Here is a 17,801-nt window from a genome sequence, read left to right as displayed (position 1 = left end):
AAGTGGAGAGGCGCCCGTTGCGGGCGCCCCGTAGCCGCATGCGGCTCAGAACTCCAGGTTGTCGATCAGGCGCGTGGTACCCAGCCGCGCGGCGATAAGCGCCACGCGGCCACCGCCGTCGAAGGTCGGCTCGGCCAGTTCCGGCGTGCGCAACACGGCGTAGTCGACCTGGAAACCATCCGCCTGCAGCGCGGCCGTTGCGTCGGCCTCGATCTGCGCGCGCGACTGGCCAGCCACGTAACCCTCGCGCATGCCCAGCAGGGTGCGGTGGATGCTGGTCGCGACCGGGCGCTGTTCGGCGCTCAGGTACTGGTTGCGCGAACTCTTGGCCAGGCCATCCTCGTCGCGCACGATGTCCGCACCGACGATCTGGATCGGGAACGACAGCTCGGCCACCATCTGGCGGATGACCGCCAGCTGCTGGTAATCCTTGCGGCCGAACACGGCCACATCCGGCTGCACCTGCAGGAACAGGCGCGCCACCACCGTGCACACGCCATCGAAGTGCCCCGGACGGCTGGCGCCTTCCAGCACTTCACTCACGCCCGGCGCGTGCATGCGCGTGGTCTTGTCCACCCCCAGCGGGTACATCACCTCGACGCTGGGCAGCCACACCGCATCGCAGCCGGCCTGCTCCAGCCCGGCCACGTCGGCCTCGGGCGTGCGCGGGTAGCGACTGAAATCCTCGTTCGGCCCGAACTGGGTCGGGTTGACGAAGATGCTTGCCACCACCTTGTCGGCGTACTGGCGGGCCAGGGTCACCAGCGAATGGTGACCTCCATGCAGGTTGCCCATGGTCGGCACCAGCGCCACCCGCAGGCCCTCGCGCTTCCACTGGGCGATCTGCCCGCGCAGTGCGCCGAGCTCGTTGAAGGTCTGGATCATTGGGCGTAGGCGTGCTGTTCGTCGGGGAAGCTGCCGTCGCGCACCGCGTCGGCATAGGCGCGGGTGGCACCGGCCACCGAACCGCCTTCGGCAAGGAAATCCTTGACGAACTTGGGACGGCGATGACCACTGTCCAGGCCGAGGAAATCGTGCAGCACCAGCACCTGGCCATCGCACTGCGGGCCTGCGCCAATGCCGATGGTCGGCACATCCACCGCAGCGGTCACTTCGGCGGCGACCGGAGTCGGCACGCATTCGAGCACCATGATGCTGGCGCCGGCAGCGGCCACAGCCTTGGCATCTTCCACCAGCTGGCGCGCGGCATCGCCACGCCCCTGGATCTTGAAGCCGCCCAGTCGCAGCACCGACTGCGGGGTCAGGCCCAGATGCGCGCAGACCGGAATCTCGCGCTCCACCAGGTAGCGGATGATGTCGACCTTGAAGCCGGCACCTTCGATCTTGACCATCTCGGCGCCGGCCTGCAGCAGCTGCAACGAGGCATCCAGCGCGCGCTCCGGGGTGGCATCGGCGCCGAACGGCAGGTCGGCCACCAGCAACGCACGCTGCAGCACGCGGGCCACGGCGCGGGTGTGGTAGACCATGTCGGCCACGGTCACCGGCAAGGTCGAATCATGGCCCTGCACGACCATGCCCAGCGAATCGCCGATCAGGATCAGGTCGACGCCGTTGGCATCGAAAGTGCGGGCGAAGCCGGCGTCGTAGGCGGTCAACATGACCAGCTTCTGGCCATTGCGCTTGGCCTCGGCCAGGGCGGGAACGGTCCAGGGCTTGCTGTCTGCGTGGGTGCTCATGTGCTGATAACCGGGGGAGATAACCCGGGCATTATCACCCTATCGGCGCAATCCCGCAGGCATCCACCCGCATCACTGCATCCCGCACGCGGCCATGGCCGGGAATGGCCAGATCCGGCGCGATTTCGGCCAGCGGCACCAACACGAAGGCACGCTCGTGCAGGTAAGGATGCGGCACCTGCAGACCAGGCTGGTCGAGCACCTGCGCGCCATACAGCAGCAGGTCCAGGTCCAGCGCGCGCGGGCCCCAGTGCACCGCCGGATCGCGTACGCGACCAAAACGCTGCTCCAGCGCCAGCATCGCCTGCAGCAGCGTATCGGCGGGCAGCGTGGTCTCGACCGCAGCCACCGCGTTGACGAACGGCGGCTGGTCTTCATTGCCCCAGGCCGGCGTGGCGTACAGCCTTGAGGCTTGGCGCAGGCGGGTATCGGGCAGGCCGTCGAGCGCGGCAATCGCCGCGCCGACGGTGACGGCCGCGTCGCCAAGGTTGGCGCCGACGCCGATCCAGGCGAGGGTCATCGTTTACTCGCCAGCCGCGCCGGCCGGGGCACCCGGACGACGGCGGCGACGGCGGCGCTTGCGCGGTGCCCCGCTCTCGTCATCCCCGTCTTCGCTGTGCATCACGTCCAGCGACGATTCCAGCTCGCGACCGGACTGCGCCTGCGCCTCACGCCAGAACTCGACATCGGCGGCGTGCTCGGCCGAGGCCACCTGGCGCAGGCTGAGGAAGTCGAACGCAGCGCGGAAGCGCGGATGGGTCAGGGTACGGAACACGCGCTTGCGCTGGCGCGAGCTGAAGCGCGACTGCAGCAGCCAGATTTCCTGCATCGGCAGCGAGAAGCGGCGCGGCAGCGCGATGGTGCTCAGCTGCTGCACCGTGACGCGGTCGGCCGCACGGCGCTGCGCCTCTTCCGGTGCCACGCCCTGCTTGAGCAGGGTTGCCTGGGCCCGGCAGAACGCCGGCCACAGCAGCAGCGCAAACAGGAACGCGGGCGAGACTGGTTCATCGTTGGCCACGCGTGCATCGGTGTTGGCCAGGCCCTCCACCAGCATGCGGCGCAGCGCGCCGGTGCGGTTGGACTTCAGCGCCTTGGCGCTTTCAGGGAACAGCACGTCCAGCAGGCCGTAGCGCTCAAGGCCTTCGAAGCTGGCCACGCCGTGCCCGGACAGGAACAGCTTGAGCACTTCCTCGAACAGGCGCGCCGGTGCGGCTTCGTTGAGCAGGCCCGCCAGGTGCGGGATCGGCGCGGCGGTGCCCTCTTCGATCTGGAAGCCGAGTTTGGCCGCCAGGCGCACCGCACGCAGCATGCGCACCGGATCTTCGCGATAACGCTGCTCGGGGTCGCCGATCAGCTTCATCAGGCGCGCCTGGACGTCCTCGAAGCCGCCGGTGTAATCGCGCACCGAGAAGTCCTCGATGGCGTAGTACAGGGCGTTGCAGGTGAAGTCGCGGCGGATGGCGTCGTCTTCGATGGTGCCGTACACGTTGTCGCGCACGAGCATGCCGTTTTCCATCTCGCGGTCGCCGCTGCCGTCATCGCTGTTGGCACGGAAGGTGGCGACTTCGATGATCTCGCGGCCGAACACGACGTGGGCGAGGCGGAACCGGCGACCGATCAGGCGGCAGTTGCGGAACAGCTGCTTGACCTGTTCGGGCGTGGCGTCGGTGGCCACGTCGAAATCCTTGGGTTGGCCATTGACCAGCAGATCGCGCACCGCGCCGCCGACAAGGTAGGCGCCGAAGCCGGCATCGCGCAGGCGATAAAGCACGCGCAGGGCGTTCGGGCTGATGTCCTTGCGGGAGATCGTGTGCTGGTCGCGCGGGATGACGCGCAGGCTGAACGGTGATGTAGCAGAGGAAATGATGTTGGCGCTTCCGGTTGAAGTTTCGGGATTGCCCAATGGCATCGAGGTGCATATACTAGCGCTCCTGCCTCGGCAGCGACACAGTTACGCTCCCTTCGTCTAGTGGTTAGGACGTGGCCCTCTCAAGGCTAAAACAGGGGTTCGAGTCCCCTAGGGAGCGCCAGTCGCCGCAGCAGGAACCGAAAAAGCCCGCCTTTGTGCGGGCTTTTCTGTTTTCCGGATTTGGCGCACCCCGCCCGCTTGATCGCTGTAGCGCCAACCCTCCCGAAAGGAGCTCGGGCAAGGCCATCCAGGGCAGGACACGCCGTAAACCCATCCCTGAAGTGACCCCCGGGAGTTGGACACCAGATCCAACCCCGAGGGATACATGAACAAATACGACGCGCGTTTCAAACTGCAGGTCGCCAAGGAGGCCTGCAAGACCTCCACATCGGTCAAAGCCATTGCCCGTCGCCACGGCCTGGAGTTCTCCACGGTCAGGCGCTGGGTGGCGACCTATCGGCTGCATGGTTGGCGGGGATTTCATCGCCAGGCCCGGTCCTATGACCTCCCGTTCAAGCTGGCTGTCCTGGAGAAGATGAGCCAGGACGGCCTGTCCGGGCGCGAGGCCACCACCTACTTTCAAATTGGCGATGCCGGCGCGGTGGGGCGATGGCGGCGCCTGTATGCTCAAGGCGGTGCCCAAGCGTTGGCACCCCCTCCGCCGCCGCCCCGAAAGCCGATGAAGAAGACCCGTTCGTCCAAGCCGCCTGAAGATATGAGCCGCGATGAGCTGCTCAAGGAAGTCGCCTATCTGCGTGCGGAGACCGACTACCTAAAAAAACTCGATGCCTTGATCCGGGAAGAGCAGGCGGCGCAGGACGCAAAGCGCAAGCCGTCCAAGGATTGAGGCAGGTTCATACGCTGTCGCTTCTGCTCGAAGCAGCTGAGCTGTCACGCAGTACGTTCTATTACCAGAACCATGTCCTGGCCCATCCGGATCAGGATGAGGCAGCCCTGTGCGAGCGCATCCGTGCAATCTACGATCAAAGCCAAGGGCGCTATGGCTATCGCACGGTGACGCTGGAATTAGCCAATCAGGGTCATCGGACCAATCACAAGCGGGTTCAGCGCCTGATGGGGGAGATGGGGCTGAAATCGCGGGTGCGTGTGAAGCGCTACCAGGCCTTCAAGGGGGCGGCCAATGTTGTGGTTGGCAATGACCTCAATCGCCAGTTCCATGCCGAGCGGCCCAACCAGAAGTGGGTGACTGACGTGACCGAGTTCAAGGTGCAGGGCATGAAGCTATACCTGTCGCCGATCATGGACCTCTACAACGGCGAAATCGTGGCTTATCAGATCAAGCGTCGGCCCGTATTTGATCTGGTGGGTCAAATGCTGGAGGAGGCCATCAAGAAGCTTTCCCCGGATGAGCGCCCCATGATCCACTCCGACCAGGGCTGGCAGTACCAGCATGAAAACTACCGGCACATGCTGGAAAAGCACTCGTTGAAGCAAAGCATGTCCCGGCGCGGCAACTGCCTGGACAATGCGGCGATGGAGAGCTTCTTTGGAACGCTGAAGTCGGAATTCTTCTACCTGAACAGCTTTGACAGCCTCGAGAGTCTGGAGGCTGGGCTGGTGGAATACATCCAGTACTACAACGAAGAACGCATCAAACTGAAACTGAAAGGTCTGAGCCCGATAAAGTACCGGGAGCAGGCCCAATCGGCCGCCTGACCCCGTCCAAGTCTCGGGGGTCACTTCACCCTGGGGGCTCGGTCGCGCCATCCATGGCGCTCACGGTCCTGCCCTGGATGGCCTTGCCCGCACTCTTCACAGTTTCCGTACTCGCGGCAAACTCGACCCCGACGTGCTGCGCCGCGTCCGCGCAACCCATGATCTGACCAGAGGCTGCAGGCCCGCCGATCCAGGACCGTTGGCGCCATGGATGGCGCCATCGAGCCCCCATGGACGGGTTTACGGCGTGTCCTGGATCGGCTGGCCTGCAGTCTCCCCACGGAGAAAGGAGGCGCTGAAACACAGGCCGGCCGTCAGCCTTCCATCTGCTCCAGCTCCTTGCCCTTGGTCTCGCGCACGTAACGAACCACGAAGAAGATCGAGAGGATCGCAACGACAGCGTAGATGCCGTAGGCCCCGGCCAGGCCGATGCCGGCCAGCAGCATCGGGAAGGTCACGGTAATGGCGAAGTTCGAGGTCCATTGCGCCGCGCCGGCCACCGCCAGTGCCGGGCCGCGGATCTGGTTCGGGAACATTTCGCCCAGCATCACCCACATCACCGGACCCCAGGACATGTTGAAGAACACCACATAGACGTTGGCCGCAACCAGCGCCAGCCGGCCCATGCCATCGGACAGCTGCAGGCGACCATCGGCCAGGCTGCCGCTGGCAAACGCCACCACCATCAGCACCAGCGCCACCGACATGCCAACCGAGCCGATCCACAGCAGCGGCTTGCGCCCGATGCGGTCGATCAACAGCACCGTCAGCAGGCAGGCGCCGATGCTCAGCGCGCCGGACAGCACGTTGATCAGCAGCGCGTCGCTTTCCGAGAAGCCCACCGCCTGCCACAGCACCGCGCCGTAATAGAACACCACGTTGATGCCGACCAGCTGCTGGAACATGGCCAGACCAATGCCTACCCAGAGGATCGGGCGCAGCTTGCCGGTGACCGTATCGCGCAGGTCGCTGAAGCGCGGCTTGTGCTGATCCTGGGCCAGGCTGGCTTCGATCTCGGCCTGCTTGGTCGCCGCTGCCGCCTCGCCGTACAGTCGCGACAGTACCGCCCTCGCCTGCTGCTGACGCCCCTTCAGGACCAGGAAGCGCGGGCTTTCCGGAATCACCAGCAACAACAGCAGGAACAGCCCGGACGGCAGCGCCTGCATCCAGAACATCCAGCGCCAGGCCTCATGGCCCAGCCATAGCGGCTCGGTTGACGCCCCAGCAGCTCGGGCCAGCAGGTAATTGCTGAGGAAGGCGGCGAACAGGCCGCAGATGATCGCCATCTGCTGCACCGTGGCCAAACGCCCGCGATAGCGCGCCGAGGCCACCTCGGCAATGTAGGCCGGCGACATCACGCTGGCCGCGCCCACCGCGAAGCCGCCGAGCACCCGTGCGGCGATGAACAGCCAGGAGGCGTGAGCGGCACCGGCGCCCAGCGCCGAGACCAGGAACATCAGTGCCGAGGCGATCAGCACGCCACGACGGCCCAGGCGATCCCCCAGCCAGCCGGCCAGGAAGGCACCGATCGCGCAGCCCAGCAGCATCGAGGCGACTTCGAAACCGAGCGCCGCCTCGCTGGAGTTGAAGGCCTGGCGCAGGCCATCGACCGTGCCATTGATGACACCACTGTCGAAGCCGAACAGGAATCCACCCAGCGTGGCCACGCAGCTGATCAGGACGATGAATGCAGTGTTCTCACCACCATGGGAGGCGATGTTGGGCTGGGCTGGGGACATGAACGATCCTGCTGGGAAGGGGTCCGGCCATCCAACGCAGCCGGCTGACCCGCAGCGTCGCACAGGCCTCACCCTGCCGCCAACGACCACCACGGCCGCGCCTGCCAGACGCCCGATTTCCGCCCCGCGCCGACACCGGGGGCCAACCTGTTCTAGAATTGGCGGGTTCAGGAATCGATCCACCCCCAGCCCATGCCCTTTGTCGTCACCGAAAACTGCATCAAGTGCAAACACACCGATTGCGTGGAAGTATGCCCCGTGGATTGCTTCCACGAAGGCCCGAACTTCCTGGTGATCGACCCGGATGAGTGCATCGACTGCACCCTCTGCGAACCGGAATGCCCGGTCAACGCGATCTTCCCGGAGGACGATGTTCCTGCCGGCCAGGAGAGCTTCGTCGCCCTCAACGCCGAGCTGGCGAAGGAGTGGCCGGTACTGACCGTGCGCAAGGACCCGCCCGCCGACGCCGGCGAATGGGACGGCAAGCCGGACAAGCTGAAGCTGCTGGAGCGCTGAGAAGCGCCTCTTGCGGCAACGAAAAGGGCGCCTATGGCGCCCTTTTTCGTAGCTCGGCAGATACCAACCGCGCGATCCGGTTGGTGCCAACCGCAAGATCCGGTAGGTGCCAACCTTGGTTGGCACCGAAGCGCCGACCAAGGTCGCCCTCTACCCGGGCACGTGCGGACCTGGGCCCGCACGCACCCGACCGGCCCTTACTGGGCCAGCTTTGCCTTGAGCGCGGCGATCAGCTTCACCGGCGCTTCTGCAGTGGCCGGCAGGCCACGCGGGTCGACCGCGGAGATGTAGGCGCCGGCATCGACGGCGACCACGCGGACCAGGAAGTTGCTGCCTTCGTAGGCCACGTCATACGAGCCCAGCAGCTGCGCGCGGCTGGCGATGGTCACGCCTTCCACGCCTTCCAGCGCGGTGCCGACCTTGGCGAAAGCCTCGTCCTTGCCGCCGGCAATGGTGAAACCGGTGTTGCCCACGGCCGGGGCCGCAGCCACCGGGGCCGCCGGCTTGGTCGCCGAGGCAAGGGTCGGCACCTTGTTGTCACTGGTGGCGTTGGGCAGGTTCAGGTCCGGCGGCACTTCCAGCGGACGCATTTCCGGGGCCAGGGCGTAGTCGCCCTTGACGCCACGCTTGAAGCAGCCGGTGGTGCCGGCGGCAACGGCCACCGCAAGCAGGGCGTAGGACAGCACGCGGACGGTGGATACGGATTGACGCATGTGAATCTCCTGGGTCAGACCAAGACGGAAGGTCAGTGGCTGGAAAGGGCTTCGAGGGCGGCGATGTCGCCGGCAAGGTGATCGGCCGCCGGATGGTGCGCCACCGACAGCGGCAGCAGCGGCAGGCGCAGGTCGTGACCGATGCCGATACGGCGCAGCAGCGCCTTGACCGGAATCGGGTTCGGCTCAACGCCGCAGAAATCATGGAACGGCTGCAGGCGCGCATCCCAGGACCCGGTGGCTTCGTGGTCGTGGGCGGCAGCCAGCTCGCACATCCGGCGGTAGGCGCCGGGCAGCACGTTGGAGCCGACCGAGATCAGGCCATCGATACCGGCCTGGATCGAGCGCGCCGCCGTACCGTCGTCGCCACTGAGCACGGCAAACTGCGGGCTGCGCAGGGCGAGCAGCACCTGCACCCGGCCGGTGTCACCCACCGCCTCCTTGATGCCGACGATGTTGGGATGGCTGGCCAGTTCGGCCACGGTCTCCGGCTGCATGTCGCACCCGGTACGGCCGGGCACGTTGTACAGCACGACCGGCAGCCCGCCCTGGTCGGCAACCGCGCGGTAGTGGGCGATCAGGCCAGCCTGGGTCGGCCGCACGTACGGCGGGGTGACCACCAGCGCGTGGCTGGCGCCAAGCGCGGCGGCACGGCGGGTCTGTTCGATGGTCTTGGCGGTGCCCGACAGGCCGGTACCGGCCATGACCGGGATGCGGCCGCCGATGCGCTCAACCGCGCTGGCCAGCAGCAGGTCGTACTCGGCATCGGTGAGGGTCGCTGCTTCACCGGTCGAGCCGGCTACGACAACGCCATGGACGCCACCTTCCAGTTGCAGGTGCAGCAGGCGCTGCCAACCGTCGGGATCGAGGGCGCCGTCGGCCCGGAACGGGGTCGCCAGCGCGGTGATGAGGCCGGAAAGGGACAAGGACGTGCTGCTCTTGGCTGGAAAGGGAAAACGCCCGCCACGAAAGGCCGGGGGCGACCTGAATGTTACTTGCGGCGCGAAAGCACGGGCAAGTATGCTGGACACCGGTGGATCCCCGCCTCTGGCGGGCATTCAGACTAACGCATGCATTACCCGGAATCGCCTTGACCGACACCACCCCGCGCCCCGCGCCGAGCGAAAACCACCTCCTGATCAACGCCTATACGACGCATCCGGAGTCCCCCCTGCTGTCCGTCACCCGCCGCATCGCCGACAGCGGCTGCAATCTGGTGGACGCACGCCTGGCCACGGTCGGCCGCGATGTCTCGGTCACCGCCCTGGCCACCGGCTCCTGGGACTCGGTGGCCAAGCTGGAGGCGATGCTGACCCGGCTGGAGCGCGAGGAAGGCCTGAAGCTAGTCTGGTACCGCACCGCGGCCAAGCAGGCGCAGTCCAACCTGCTGCCGTACATCGTCGAAGTGATCGCCGCCGACAAGCCGGGCATCCTGTTCCAGCTGGCCGATTTCTTCGACCGCCAGGGCATCACCATCGAGAACCTGCAGAGCACGCGCTACCGCGCCATGCAGACCGGTGCGGAAATGTTCAGTGCACAGGTCACCATCGGCGTGCCGGCCAACATGCACATCGCCGCGCTGCGCGACGATTTCCTTGAGTTCTGCGACCACCTGAACCTGGACGCGATCATGGACCCGATGAAATTCTGATTCTTCGCGCGCCTCTCACGGGCGCGTGGCGTTTCATGCAATTGTCGTAGAAACAACCCAGGCTCGACAGAAGGACCTCATGAACAACGGCGATACCCTGGACAGCACCACCCTCTCCCTGCCGCTGGCGCTGTCCGGTGGCGAACAGGCCACTCTCGGCGACTACGCCGGCCACTGGCTGGTGCTGTACTTCTATCCCAAGGACAGCACCCCGGGCTGCACCACCGAAGGCATCGACTTCAACGCACTGCTGCCGAAATTCAAGAAGGCAGGCGCGGTGGTACTCGGTGTCTCGCGCGACTCGGTGAAGTCGCACGACAACTTCTGTGCCAAGCAGGGCTTCAACTTCCCGTTGGTCAGCGATGGCGACGAAGCGCTGTGCAGCGCCTTCGACGTGATCAAGATGAAGAACATGTACGGCAAGCAGGTACGTGGCATCGAACGCAGCACTTTCCTGATTTCCCCCGACAGCCGCATCGTGCAGTCCTGGCGCAAGGTCAAGGTTGCCGGCCATGCCGATGCCGTTCTCGCCGAACTGAAGGCCTCCCAGTCCAAGTGAGTCCCACTGCCTACTGTGTCTGCCATCACCCTGCCCCGCAGCAGGCCGTGGTGGTTTTTCCCTGTCCGTAACCAGGAATCGACGATGACCCGAGGCAAGCGCATCTACGTGCTGGATACCAACGTGCTGATGCACGATCCCACCGCGCTGTTCAAATTCGAGGAGCACGACGTCTACCTGCCCATGCAGGTGATCGAGGAGCTGGACAACGGCAAGAAGGGCACCTCCGAAGCGAGCCGCAACGCCCGCCAGGTGAGCCGCTTCCTCAACGAGCTGGTGCAGGAATCCGGCCTGGACAACCTGGCCGACGGCATTCCGCTGCAGCGTCCCAATGGCCTGCAGCTGCGCGGCAAGCAGAGCGCCGGCAAGCTGCGCTTCCAGACCAGCCATTTCGACGCCGGCAAGAGCTTCGGCAAGGTCATCCCGGACAACGCCATCCTCGGCGCGATCCTGGCACTGAAGGAAGAAACCCCGGACCTGCCGGTGGTGTTCGTTTCCAAGGACATCAACCTGCGGATCAAGGCCGCGATCGCCGGCATCGTGTCCGAGGACTACGAGAACGACCGCGCGCTGGACGATTTCAGCCTGCTCTACACCGGCGCCACCGAGCTGCCAGAAGACTTCTGGAAGCGCCACGGCGATGACCTGCGCAGCTGGAGCGACAAGGGCCGCACGCATTACGAAATCCTGGCGCAGGATGGCGAGGAGTGGTACCCGAACCAGTACGTCTACCTGCCTGGCGAAGATGAAGTCGAGCTGCGCGTCAGCCGCGTGGTCGGCGACGGCAAGGTGGTGCTGTCACTGGTCGATGATTTCCGCCACGGCAGCCACGCCGTGTGGGGCATCAGCGCACGCAACCGAGAACAGAACTTCGCGCTCAACGCACTGATGGATCCGGAGATCGACTTCGTCACGCTGCTGGGTACCGCCGGCACCGGCAAGACCCTGCTGGCGCTGGCCGCCGGCCTGGCGCAGACGATGGACCAGCAGCGCTACCGCGAGATCATCATGACCCGCGCCACGGTCAGCGTCGGCGAGGACATCGGCTTCCTGCCCGGCACCGAGGAAGAGAAGATGACGCCGTGGATGGGCGCACTGACCGACAACCTGGAAGTGCTCACGCACAACCAGGAAGGCGGCACCTGGGGGCGCCAGGCGACCAACGACCTGCTCGCCAGCCGCATCAAGATCCGCTCGATGAACTTCATGCGCGGCCGCACCTTCCTGTCGCGCTACCTGATCCTGGACGAGGCGCAGAACCTCACCCCCAAGCAGATGAAGACGCTGATCACCCGTGCCGGCCCCGGTACCAAGATCGTCTGCCTGGGCAACGTCGAGCAGATCGACACCCCGTACCTGACCGAGACCACCTCGGGCCTGACCTACGCGGTGGATCGCTTCAAGAACTGGCCACATAGTGCGCACATCACCCTGCGCCGAGGCGAACGCTCACGCCTGGCCGATTACGCTTCGGAGGTGTTGTGAACCGCTGCACCCGCCTGCTGCTGCCCACGGCTGCGATCGCCCTCGCAACCGCCCTGGGTGCCTGCACCACCACGCGCGGCCCGGCCAGCGTGCCGACCGCCGAGCGTACCGGCCAATCCTGGGTGGTCACCCGCCCGATCATCGCCGCGCAGGTGCTCGACACCTGCTCGCGCCCCAGTCCCGGCCGCGAGGCCGGGCGGGTCAGCGGCTACTGGGCACCCAGCCGGCAGCAGATCGACCAGCTGGAAGCGCAGCTGTCGTCGCTGGAGTCACAGGTACCGAAGGTGCTGGACTTCGACCGCCAATACGTCGGCATCGAAAGCACCGGCAAGCGGCTGATCTACATCAACGCCTTCCATCTGCCCGACGACAGCGGCATCAACCCGGCACGGGAAGCGATCCGCGTCTGTGACGGCGGCACGCAGTTCTGGGGCGCGGTATTCGACCCCGCCAGCAACACCTTCAGCGAGCTGCAGTTCAACGGCGGCTTCGGCGGGCCCTGAGGGGCCCCGCCGATGGGAATACGCCTGCCCACCTGGGTCTGGATCGGCGCGGTCGCGCTCTCGTGCGTGGCCGGCATGGTCAACGTGGTCGGCTTCCTCGGTTTCGAGCACCAGGCGGTCAGCCACATGACCGGCAGCACCAGCCAGCTGGGCATGGCGCTGGCCCAGGGTGACTGGCGCGCGGTCGGCCACCTGTGGGGATTGCTGATCGCGTTTTCGCTGGGCGCGATGCTCAGCGGCCTGCTGATCCAGGACAGCGCATTGCAGCTGGGCCGCCGCTACGGCGTCGCGCTGGCGCTGGAATCGGCACTGCTGCTGGTGGCCATTCCGCTGTTCGAACAGCATCAGATCTGGGGCGCACTGGCCGCCGCCATGGCCTGCGGCCTGCAGAACGCGATGGCCACCACCTTCAGTGGCGCGGTGGTGCGCACCACCCACCTCAGCGGCATGTTCACCGACCTCGGCATCGGCCTGGGCCACCTGCTGCGCGGACTGCCGCTGCAGGTACGGCGGCTGACCCTCAGCGGCCTAATCATCAGCGGCTTCCTCGCCGGCGGCATCCTCGGCGCCTGGTTGTTCATGCGCTGGCAATACGACGCCCTGCTCGCCCCCGCCCTGCTGACCGGCCTGACCGGGCTGGGTTATGTGGTGTACCAGCAGTGGGCGCGTTGGCGGCATTGAATCAAGGACATCCACGCATGGCGTGGATCTACCTTCCCCTGCGGGACCACGGCACAATCAACTGATGAGCCCGACCACTCCCGTTTCCGCCCTCACCATCGCCGGCTCCGACTCCGGCGGTGGCGCCGGTGTCCCTGCCGATCTCAAGGCCTTCGCCGCGCACCGCGTGCATGGCCTGGCCGTGTTCGCCGCGCTGACTGCACAGAACACCCGTGGCGTCACCGCCGTGCATGTGCCACCGATCGCATTCCTGCAGGCGCAGATCGAGGCCTGCTTCGATGACTTCGACATCCATGCCGTGAAACTCGGCATGCTGGCCAACGCCGAGGTGATCCATGCGGTCGCCGACGCACTGGAAAAGCATCGCCCGCCGCACGTGGTGCTGGACCCGGTGATGGTCGCCACCAGCGGCGCGCGCCTGCTGGAGGAAAGTGCGCTCAAGGCCATGCGCGAACGCCTGCTGCCGTTGGCGACGCTGGTTACACCCAATACCCCGGAAGCAGAACTCCTGATCGGCCGGAAGATCGGCAACGGCGATGACGCCGAACAGGCTGCCTCTGCCCTGCTCGATCTCGGTGCCGGTGCGGTGCTGCTGAAAGGCGGCCACCTGCAGGAAGGCAACCGCGTGATCGATCGCTACTTCGACGGCGTCAGCAGCGAAGAATTCATCCACGCCCGCCTGCCGCTGGACGCACATGGCACAGGCTGCACGCTCGCCTCGGCCATCGCCGCGCAGCTGTGCAACGGCCTGAGCCTGGCCAATGCCTGCGAAGCCGGCATCGACTACGTTGCGCGCGGCCTGCAGCAGGGCTACGCGCCTGGCCGCAGCGAGGTGCTGGTACTCGATCACTTCGGCGCGGCACCGCACGCATGAGTCTCGCACCGGACGTCGTTGCCGTGCAGTGCACTGATGGCCATCGCTACGAAGTGATCGCCTGCGTGCCCGCACAGCCCATCGCGCGCCTGCTGTGGCTGCCAGCGCTGGGCGTGGCCGCGCGTCACTACCTGCCACTGGCATTGGCGCTGGCGGCGAAGGGCGTGGCGGTCTACCTGCATGAGTGGCGCGGCAACGGCAGCAGCTCACTGCGCCCCTCGCGCACGCAGGACTGGGGCTATCGCGAAGTACTCGAACAGGATCTGCCGGCCAGCCAGGCCGTCCTGGCCGCAGCCGATGACGCCACCGACGCCCTGCCCTGGATCATCGGTGGACACAGTCTGGGCGGGCAGCTGGCCTGCGTGCATGCCGGCCGCAACCCGCAGCACTTCAACCGGCTGTGGCTGGCGGCCAGCGGCTCACCGTTCTGGCGTGGCTTCCCACCACCGCGCGGCTGGCTGCTGCCGCTGGTCTATCGTTTCCTGCCGTGGATCGCGCAACGCCAGGGCGTGCTGCATGGGCGGCGCCTCGGCTTTGGTGGCACCGAAGCGCGCGGGCTGATTGCCGACTGGGCGCGCGTTGGCCTGAACAACCACTACGCCGCGGCCGGCATGAACGAAGACCTCGATGCGCAGATGGCGCGCGTGCATGGCAGCGCACGGGCCGTGTTGATGGAGCACGACTGGTTGGCACCGACCGGATCGATGCAGACGCTGCTGGCGAAGCTGCCGAATGTGGACGCGCAGCTGCGCGTGCTGTCCGCGCAGGAACTGGGCACGCGCGCCGATCATTTCGCGTGGCTGAAGGCGCCGGAGGCCGTAGCTGACAGCTTTTTCATTCAGTTGGATGAAAATTTTCACAAAACTGTTGACGGTACGCGCCGACATCCGCATAATTCCGCTCCTGTCGCAGGGCGCCCGTAGCTCAGTTGGATAGAGTACCTGGCTACGAACCAGGCGGTCGGGAGTTCGAATCTCTCCGGGCGCACCACTCGACAGGTTTTCAGCATCCGCCGCTGGAAATGCAGTAAAATTTAGCAGTAAGTTGATTGTGTACCGCGCGCCCGTAGCTCAGTTGGATAGAGTACCTGGCTACGAACCAGGCGGTCGGGAGTTCGAATCTCTCCGGGCGCACCATACACAGTCAGCACAACAAGTTTATGTAATTGGCGCCCGTAGCTCAGTTGGATAGAGTACCTGGCTACGAACCAGGCGGTCGGGAGTTCGAATCTCTCCGGGCGCACCATTACACCGAAACAGCAGGCCCCGGCCTGCTGTTTTTTTATGTGTGTTTTTCGGCAGGGCTGCGCCCTGCACCCCTGGTAGTGCCGGCCGCTGGCCGGCAACCTCAACAGCAAAACCAAAAGCAAAAGCAAAAGCTGGCATTCCGTGGGTTGGCGGGGCGGTGTCGGAGTGCGGGGACGCCGCAAGTACGTCCCTGTAGGCTTGGCAGCCGCATCCATGCGGCTGACACCCCGCACTCCGACACCGCCCCACCTCTGACAGTTTCCGGTGGCTGTTGGTAGGTGTCGACCTTGGTCGAAATATCTGTCAGATATCGAATGAGTCATCCACGCATGGCGTGGATCTACTGTGTCGACCAAGGTCGACACCCACCAGGGCAATACGCCGTTCCGACAGATCGCGGCCAACTGTCGAAGGCGGGGTGGGTCCGGTTGCGGGGGCGTGAGCCGCATGGGTCGGGCGCATGCGCCCGACGGGTTGGGCAGGACGCCCAACCCCGGTCTTGCCGTGTACGCAGGACAGCGCACACGAGCAAGCGGCGACCGAGCTTACATGGGTGAGGGCGCTTTGCTTGCGAAGCATTGCTTCGCAAGCGCCCGAACGCACAGCCGCCAGCGGCTGGGCCGGGCCCCGGAGGGGGACTTGCAGCGGCCCCCGCAACCGGCCCCACCGCGCCTCCCCACAGGAAACCAGCTTCTGCTGTTGCTGTTGCTGTTGCTCCAGCTCGTAGCGGGTGCAGGGCGCAGCCCTGCCGTACCCCTACCCCCTGGCCATTGCCTGCCACCACTGCGACAGCAGCTCCGGCCTGCGCAGGCGTTCGCGCCACCAGCGCAGTGCGGCGCCATCCTCTCCGGTGCGCCAGGCCAGCCAGAAGGTCTCTTCCGGCTTGTGTTCCTCCACCTCACGGATCACCAGCTGGCCGCGCGCCACCGCAGCGCGCGCACACGGTTCGGGCAGGAAGCCGAAGCCCACGCCTTCGCACTGCAGCTTCAGCTTGCTGGCCATGTCCGGCACCGTCAGCATCTCCTGCCCCATCAGCAGGCCGACCGTGCGCGGCAGCAGCCGTCGCGCCGAATCGGAGACCGCGATCGCGCAGTGCTCGACCAGCTGCTCGCGTCCGAGCACACCCGGCACTGCAGCCAACGGATGACCGGGGGCGACCGCGAACACGAACTCCACCGTACCCAGCGGCTCGACCACGTAACCGCCGCCGCTGGGACCCTCGCCCGGCGCACCAACCAGCAGGTCGGCACGGCGGTCCAGCAAGGCCTCCCAAGTACCGGACAGGGCCTCGCCGATCAACCGCAGCCGGGTCGGTGCCTCGGCCTCACGAAACGCGGCGATGTCCGGGCCGAGCAGCCAGGTCGGGAACACCGAGTCCACCCCCAGGGTCAGTTCGGTCTCCCAGCCCGACGCCACCCGGCGCACCCGCAGTTCCAGCTCCCGGGCTGCGCGCAGCAGGTGGCGGCCTTCGTCCAGCAGCGCGCGGCCAGCCTCGGTCGGCTCGGCGCGCGGGCCGACCCGGTCGAACAGCTGAACGCCCAGATCCTCCTCCAGCTTGGCCACGGTGTAGGAGATGGTCGAGGGCACTTTGTGCAGAGCCTTGCCGGCGGCGGCGAACGAGCCGCGGCGGTCGATGGCGTCCAGGATCTGCAGGGCATCGAGACTGAGTTTGAGCATTCGAATTTTTCGATGATGGCTGTCAAAACTATCCGTTTTTCAAACCCAGGGCGCAAGCGGATACTTCTCTCCAACGGGGAAACACAGCGGCTATCGGCCCACCCCGCCCCATCGAAACCATCGAACAAGGAGATTCCATCATGCTGCAGATCCGCAAGAGCGCTACCCGTGGCTTGGCCGAGCATGGCTGGCTGTCCTCGCGCCATACCTTCTCCTTCGCCAACTACTACGACCCCCGCTACGTCAGCTTCGGACCGCTGCGGGTGATCAACGAAGACAAGGTGATCGGCGGCCAGGGCTTCGGCACCCACAGCCACAGCAACATGGAGATCGTTTCCTATGTGCTGGGCGGCGCGCTGGAGCACAAGGACTCGATGGGTACCGGCTCGGTGCTGCGTTACGGCGACGTGCAGCGCATGAGCGCCGGCAGCGGTGTCAGCCACAGCGAGTTCAATCACTCCGCCGACGAGACCGTGCACTTCCTGCAGATCTGGATCTTCCCGGACACCGAGAACATCACGCCGTCCTACGAGGAGACCCACTTCGCCCCGGAAACCAAGCGCGGCCAGCTGCGCCTGATCGCTTCGCCGGACGGTGCCGACGGTTCGCTGCGCATCCACCAGGATGCCCGCATCTTCGCCACCATCCTCGATGGCGGCCAGAAGCTGCACCACGCCCTCGGCAACGGCCGTGGCGCCTATGTGCAGGTGGCCCGAGGCCAGCTGCAGGTCAATGGCATCACACTGGAAGCCGGTGATGCACTGCAGGTCAGCGACGAAGCGCAGCTGACCCTGGAAAACGGCAACGACGCCGAAGTGCTGGTGTTCGACCTGCCGCTGTAACGACAACGCCCGCGATGCCGAAAAGCATCGC

At 65.9% G+C, this 17,801-nt stretch carries 18 protein-coding genes and 4 tRNA genes; 14 read left to right on the top strand and 8 right to left on the bottom strand.

What is annotated here, in order from left to right:
* Window positions 1-45: 45 nt before the first annotated feature.
* The 4 genes from panC to pcnB are packed head-to-tail and all read right to left on the bottom strand — an operon-like array spanning window position 46 to window position 3,600.
* Window positions 46-885 (bottom strand): pantoate--beta-alanine ligase, encoded by an 840-nt coding sequence (panC, locus tag MG068_RS07795; protein WP_132809809.1) that lies wholly within the window; start codon window positions 883-885, stop codon window positions 46-48.
* Complete coding sequence (gene panB / locus MG068_RS07790) at window positions 882-1,697, bottom strand: 3-methyl-2-oxobutanoate hydroxymethyltransferase (RefSeq protein ID WP_005416119.1); 816 nt, start codon at window positions 1,695-1,697, stop codon at window positions 882-884. Before panB ends, panC begins: the two co-directional genes overlap by 4 nt.
* Before the next feature lie 34 nt (window positions 1,698-1,731).
* Window positions 1,732-2,217, bottom strand: a complete 486-nt coding sequence (gene folK / locus MG068_RS07785) for a 2-amino-4-hydroxy-6-hydroxymethyldihydropteridine diphosphokinase (protein WP_132809808.1) — start codon at window positions 2,215-2,217, stop codon at window positions 1,732-1,734.
* Between the two features lie 3 nt (window positions 2,218-2,220).
* Entirely contained in the window at window positions 2,221-3,600 is a 1,380-nt protein-coding gene (pcnB, locus tag MG068_RS07780; protein WP_132811123.1) for a polynucleotide adenylyltransferase PcnB, read from the bottom strand.
* 52 nt (window positions 3,601-3,652) lie between these two features.
* On the opposite strand from pcnB, the gene MG068_RS07775 reads away from it, so the two are divergent.
* Window positions 3,653-3,727: transfer RNA gene (locus MG068_RS07775), tRNA-Glu, on the top strand.
* 204 nt (window positions 3,728-3,931) lie between these two features.
* A protein-coding gene (locus MG068_RS07770; protein WP_132809807.1) for an IS3-like element ISStma2 family transposase occupies window positions 3,932-5,283 on the top strand; the annotation gives its coding sequence in 2 pieces (ribosomal slippage) (window positions 3,932-4,379 and window positions 4,379-5,283; 1,353 coding nt in all).
* 314 nt (window positions 5,284-5,597) lie between these two features.
* Here MG068_RS07770 and MG068_RS07765 read toward each other — a convergent pair.
* The gene (locus tag MG068_RS07765) at window positions 5,598-7,022 is read right to left on the bottom strand and encodes a sugar porter family MFS transporter (RefSeq protein WP_071229267.1); all 1,425 of its coding nucleotides are present in this window, start codon (window positions 7,020-7,022) and stop codon (window positions 5,598-5,600) included.
* A 192-nt stretch (window positions 7,023-7,214) separates the two neighbouring features.
* Between MG068_RS07765 and fdxA the strand changes: the two genes are divergently transcribed.
* A complete protein-coding gene (gene fdxA / locus MG068_RS07760; protein ID WP_004153066.1) occupies window positions 7,215-7,538 on the top strand; it encodes a ferredoxin FdxA in 324 nt (107 codons plus the stop codon).
* A gap of 197 nt (window positions 7,539-7,735) precedes the next feature.
* Here the strand turns inward: fdxA and MG068_RS07755 are convergent, their stop codons facing one another.
* Together MG068_RS07755 and dapA are read right to left on the bottom strand one after the other, a co-directional pair.
* Entirely contained in the window at window positions 7,736-8,251 is a 516-nt protein-coding gene (locus MG068_RS07755) for a hypothetical protein (protein ID WP_006432432.1), read from the bottom strand.
* A 32-nt stretch (window positions 8,252-8,283) separates the two neighbouring features.
* A complete protein-coding gene (gene dapA, locus MG068_RS07750) occupies window positions 8,284-9,177 on the bottom strand; it encodes a 4-hydroxy-tetrahydrodipicolinate synthase (RefSeq protein ID WP_132809806.1) in 894 nt (297 codons plus the stop codon).
* 164 nt (window positions 9,178-9,341) lie between these two features.
* Between dapA and MG068_RS07745 the strand changes: the two genes are divergently transcribed.
* The 10 genes from MG068_RS07745 to MG068_RS07700 all read left to right on the top strand — a co-directional run bounded on the left by MG068_RS07745 (window position 9,342) and on the right by MG068_RS07700 (window position 15,249).
* Window positions 9,342-9,902: a glycine cleavage system transcriptional repressor gene (locus MG068_RS07745; protein ID WP_005409051.1), complete on the top strand. Its 561-nt coding sequence runs from the start codon at window positions 9,342-9,344 to the stop codon at window positions 9,900-9,902.
* A 79-nt stretch (window positions 9,903-9,981) separates the two neighbouring features.
* On the top strand, window positions 9,982-10,461 hold the full coding sequence (locus MG068_RS07740) for a peroxiredoxin (RefSeq protein ID WP_049445310.1): 480 nt from the start codon (window positions 9,982-9,984) through the stop codon (window positions 10,459-10,461).
* Window positions 10,462-10,545: 84 nt separating this feature from the next.
* Window positions 10,546-11,946 carry a PhoH family protein gene (locus tag MG068_RS07735; protein ID WP_010484287.1) on the top strand — a complete coding sequence of 467 codons (1,401 nt, stop codon included), beginning with the start codon at window positions 10,546-10,548 and terminating at the stop codon, window positions 11,944-11,946.
* Entirely contained in the window at window positions 11,943-12,449 is a 507-nt protein-coding gene (locus tag MG068_RS07730; RefSeq protein WP_049463693.1) for a hypothetical protein, read from the top strand. The genes MG068_RS07735 and MG068_RS07730 overlap by 4 nt, the downstream gene beginning before the upstream one ends.
* A 12-nt stretch (window positions 12,450-12,461) precedes the next feature.
* Complete coding sequence (locus MG068_RS07725; protein WP_049463692.1) at window positions 12,462-13,130, top strand: YoaK family protein; 669 nt, start codon at window positions 12,462-12,464, stop codon at window positions 13,128-13,130.
* Window positions 13,131-13,194: 64 nt separating this feature from the next.
* On the top strand, window positions 13,195-14,004 hold the full coding sequence (thiD, locus tag MG068_RS07720) for a bifunctional hydroxymethylpyrimidine kinase/phosphomethylpyrimidine kinase (RefSeq protein WP_049423499.1): 810 nt from the start codon (window positions 13,195-13,197) through the stop codon (window positions 14,002-14,004).
* The gene (locus tag MG068_RS07715) at window positions 14,001-14,927 is read left to right on the top strand and encodes an alpha/beta hydrolase family protein (RefSeq protein ID WP_132809805.1); all 927 of its coding nucleotides are present in this window, start codon (window positions 14,001-14,003) and stop codon (window positions 14,925-14,927) included. Before thiD ends, MG068_RS07715 begins: the two co-directional genes overlap by 4 nt.
* A tRNA-Arg gene (locus tag MG068_RS07710) sits at window positions 14,918-14,994 on the top strand. The genes MG068_RS07715 and MG068_RS07710 overlap by 10 nt, the downstream gene beginning before the upstream one ends.
* Before the next feature lie 69 nt (window positions 14,995-15,063).
* Window positions 15,064-15,140: transfer RNA gene (locus MG068_RS07705), tRNA-Arg, on the top strand.
* 32 nt (window positions 15,141-15,172) lie between these two features.
* A tRNA-Arg gene (locus MG068_RS07700) sits at window positions 15,173-15,249 on the top strand.
* Between the two features lie 758 nt (window positions 15,250-16,007).
* On the opposite strand, the gene MG068_RS07690 is transcribed toward MG068_RS07700, so the two are convergent.
* Window positions 16,008-16,928 (bottom strand): LysR family transcriptional regulator, encoded by a 921-nt coding sequence (locus MG068_RS07690; RefSeq protein WP_132809804.1) that lies wholly within the window; start codon window positions 16,926-16,928, stop codon window positions 16,008-16,010.
* Between the two features lie 140 nt (window positions 16,929-17,068).
* Here MG068_RS07690 and MG068_RS07685 point away from each other — a divergent pair, with 140 nt between their 5' ends.
* Entirely contained in the window at window positions 17,069-17,770 is a 702-nt protein-coding gene (locus MG068_RS07685) for a pirin family protein (RefSeq protein ID WP_049461316.1), read from the top strand.
* Window positions 17,771-17,801 lie beyond the last annotated feature (31 nt).

It is taken from the genome of Stenotrophomonas sp. ASS1 (assembly GCF_004346925.1).
Classification (GTDB): Bacteria; Pseudomonadota; Gammaproteobacteria; order Xanthomonadales; family Xanthomonadaceae; genus Stenotrophomonas; species Stenotrophomonas maltophilia_A.
This window is presented reverse-complemented; position numbering and strand designations above follow the sequence as displayed.

Coding starts and splice junctions, on each gene's coding strand:
- panC (WP_132809809.1), bottom strand. CDS start 885: ATGATCCAGACCTTCAACGAGCTCGGCGCACTGCGCGGGCAGATCGCC.
- panB (WP_005416119.1), bottom strand. CDS start 1,697: ATGAGCACCCACGCAGACAGCAAGCCCTGGACCGTTCCCGCCCTGGCC.
- folK (WP_132809808.1), bottom strand. CDS start 2,217: ATGACCCTCGCCTGGATCGGCGTCGGCGCCAACCTTGGCGACGCGGCC.
- MG068_RS07765 (WP_071229267.1), bottom strand. CDS start 7,022: ATGTCCCCAGCCCAGCCCAACATCGCCTCCCATGGTGGTGAGAACACT.
- fdxA (WP_004153066.1), top strand. CDS start 7,215: ATGCCCTTTGTCGTCACCGAAAACTGCATCAAGTGCAAACACACCGAT.
- MG068_RS07755 (WP_006432432.1), bottom strand. CDS start 8,251: ATGCGTCAATCCGTATCCACCGTCCGCGTGCTGTCCTACGCCCTGCTT.
- MG068_RS07740 (WP_049445310.1), top strand. CDS start 9,982: ATGAACAACGGCGATACCCTGGACAGCACCACCCTCTCCCTGCCGCTG.
- MG068_RS07735 (WP_010484287.1), top strand. CDS start 10,546: ATGACCCGAGGCAAGCGCATCTACGTGCTGGATACCAACGTGCTGATG.
- MG068_RS07725 (WP_049463692.1), top strand. CDS start 12,462: ATGGGAATACGCCTGCCCACCTGGGTCTGGATCGGCGCGGTCGCGCTC.
- thiD (WP_049423499.1), top strand. CDS start 13,195: ATGAGCCCGACCACTCCCGTTTCCGCCCTCACCATCGCCGGCTCCGAC.
- MG068_RS07715 (WP_132809805.1), top strand. CDS start 14,001: ATGAGTCTCGCACCGGACGTCGTTGCCGTGCAGTGCACTGATGGCCAT.
- MG068_RS07690 (WP_132809804.1), bottom strand. CDS start 16,928: ATGCTCAAACTCAGTCTCGATGCCCTGCAGATCCTGGACGCCATCGAC.
- MG068_RS07685 (WP_049461316.1), top strand. CDS start 17,069: ATGCTGCAGATCCGCAAGAGCGCTACCCGTGGCTTGGCCGAGCATGGC.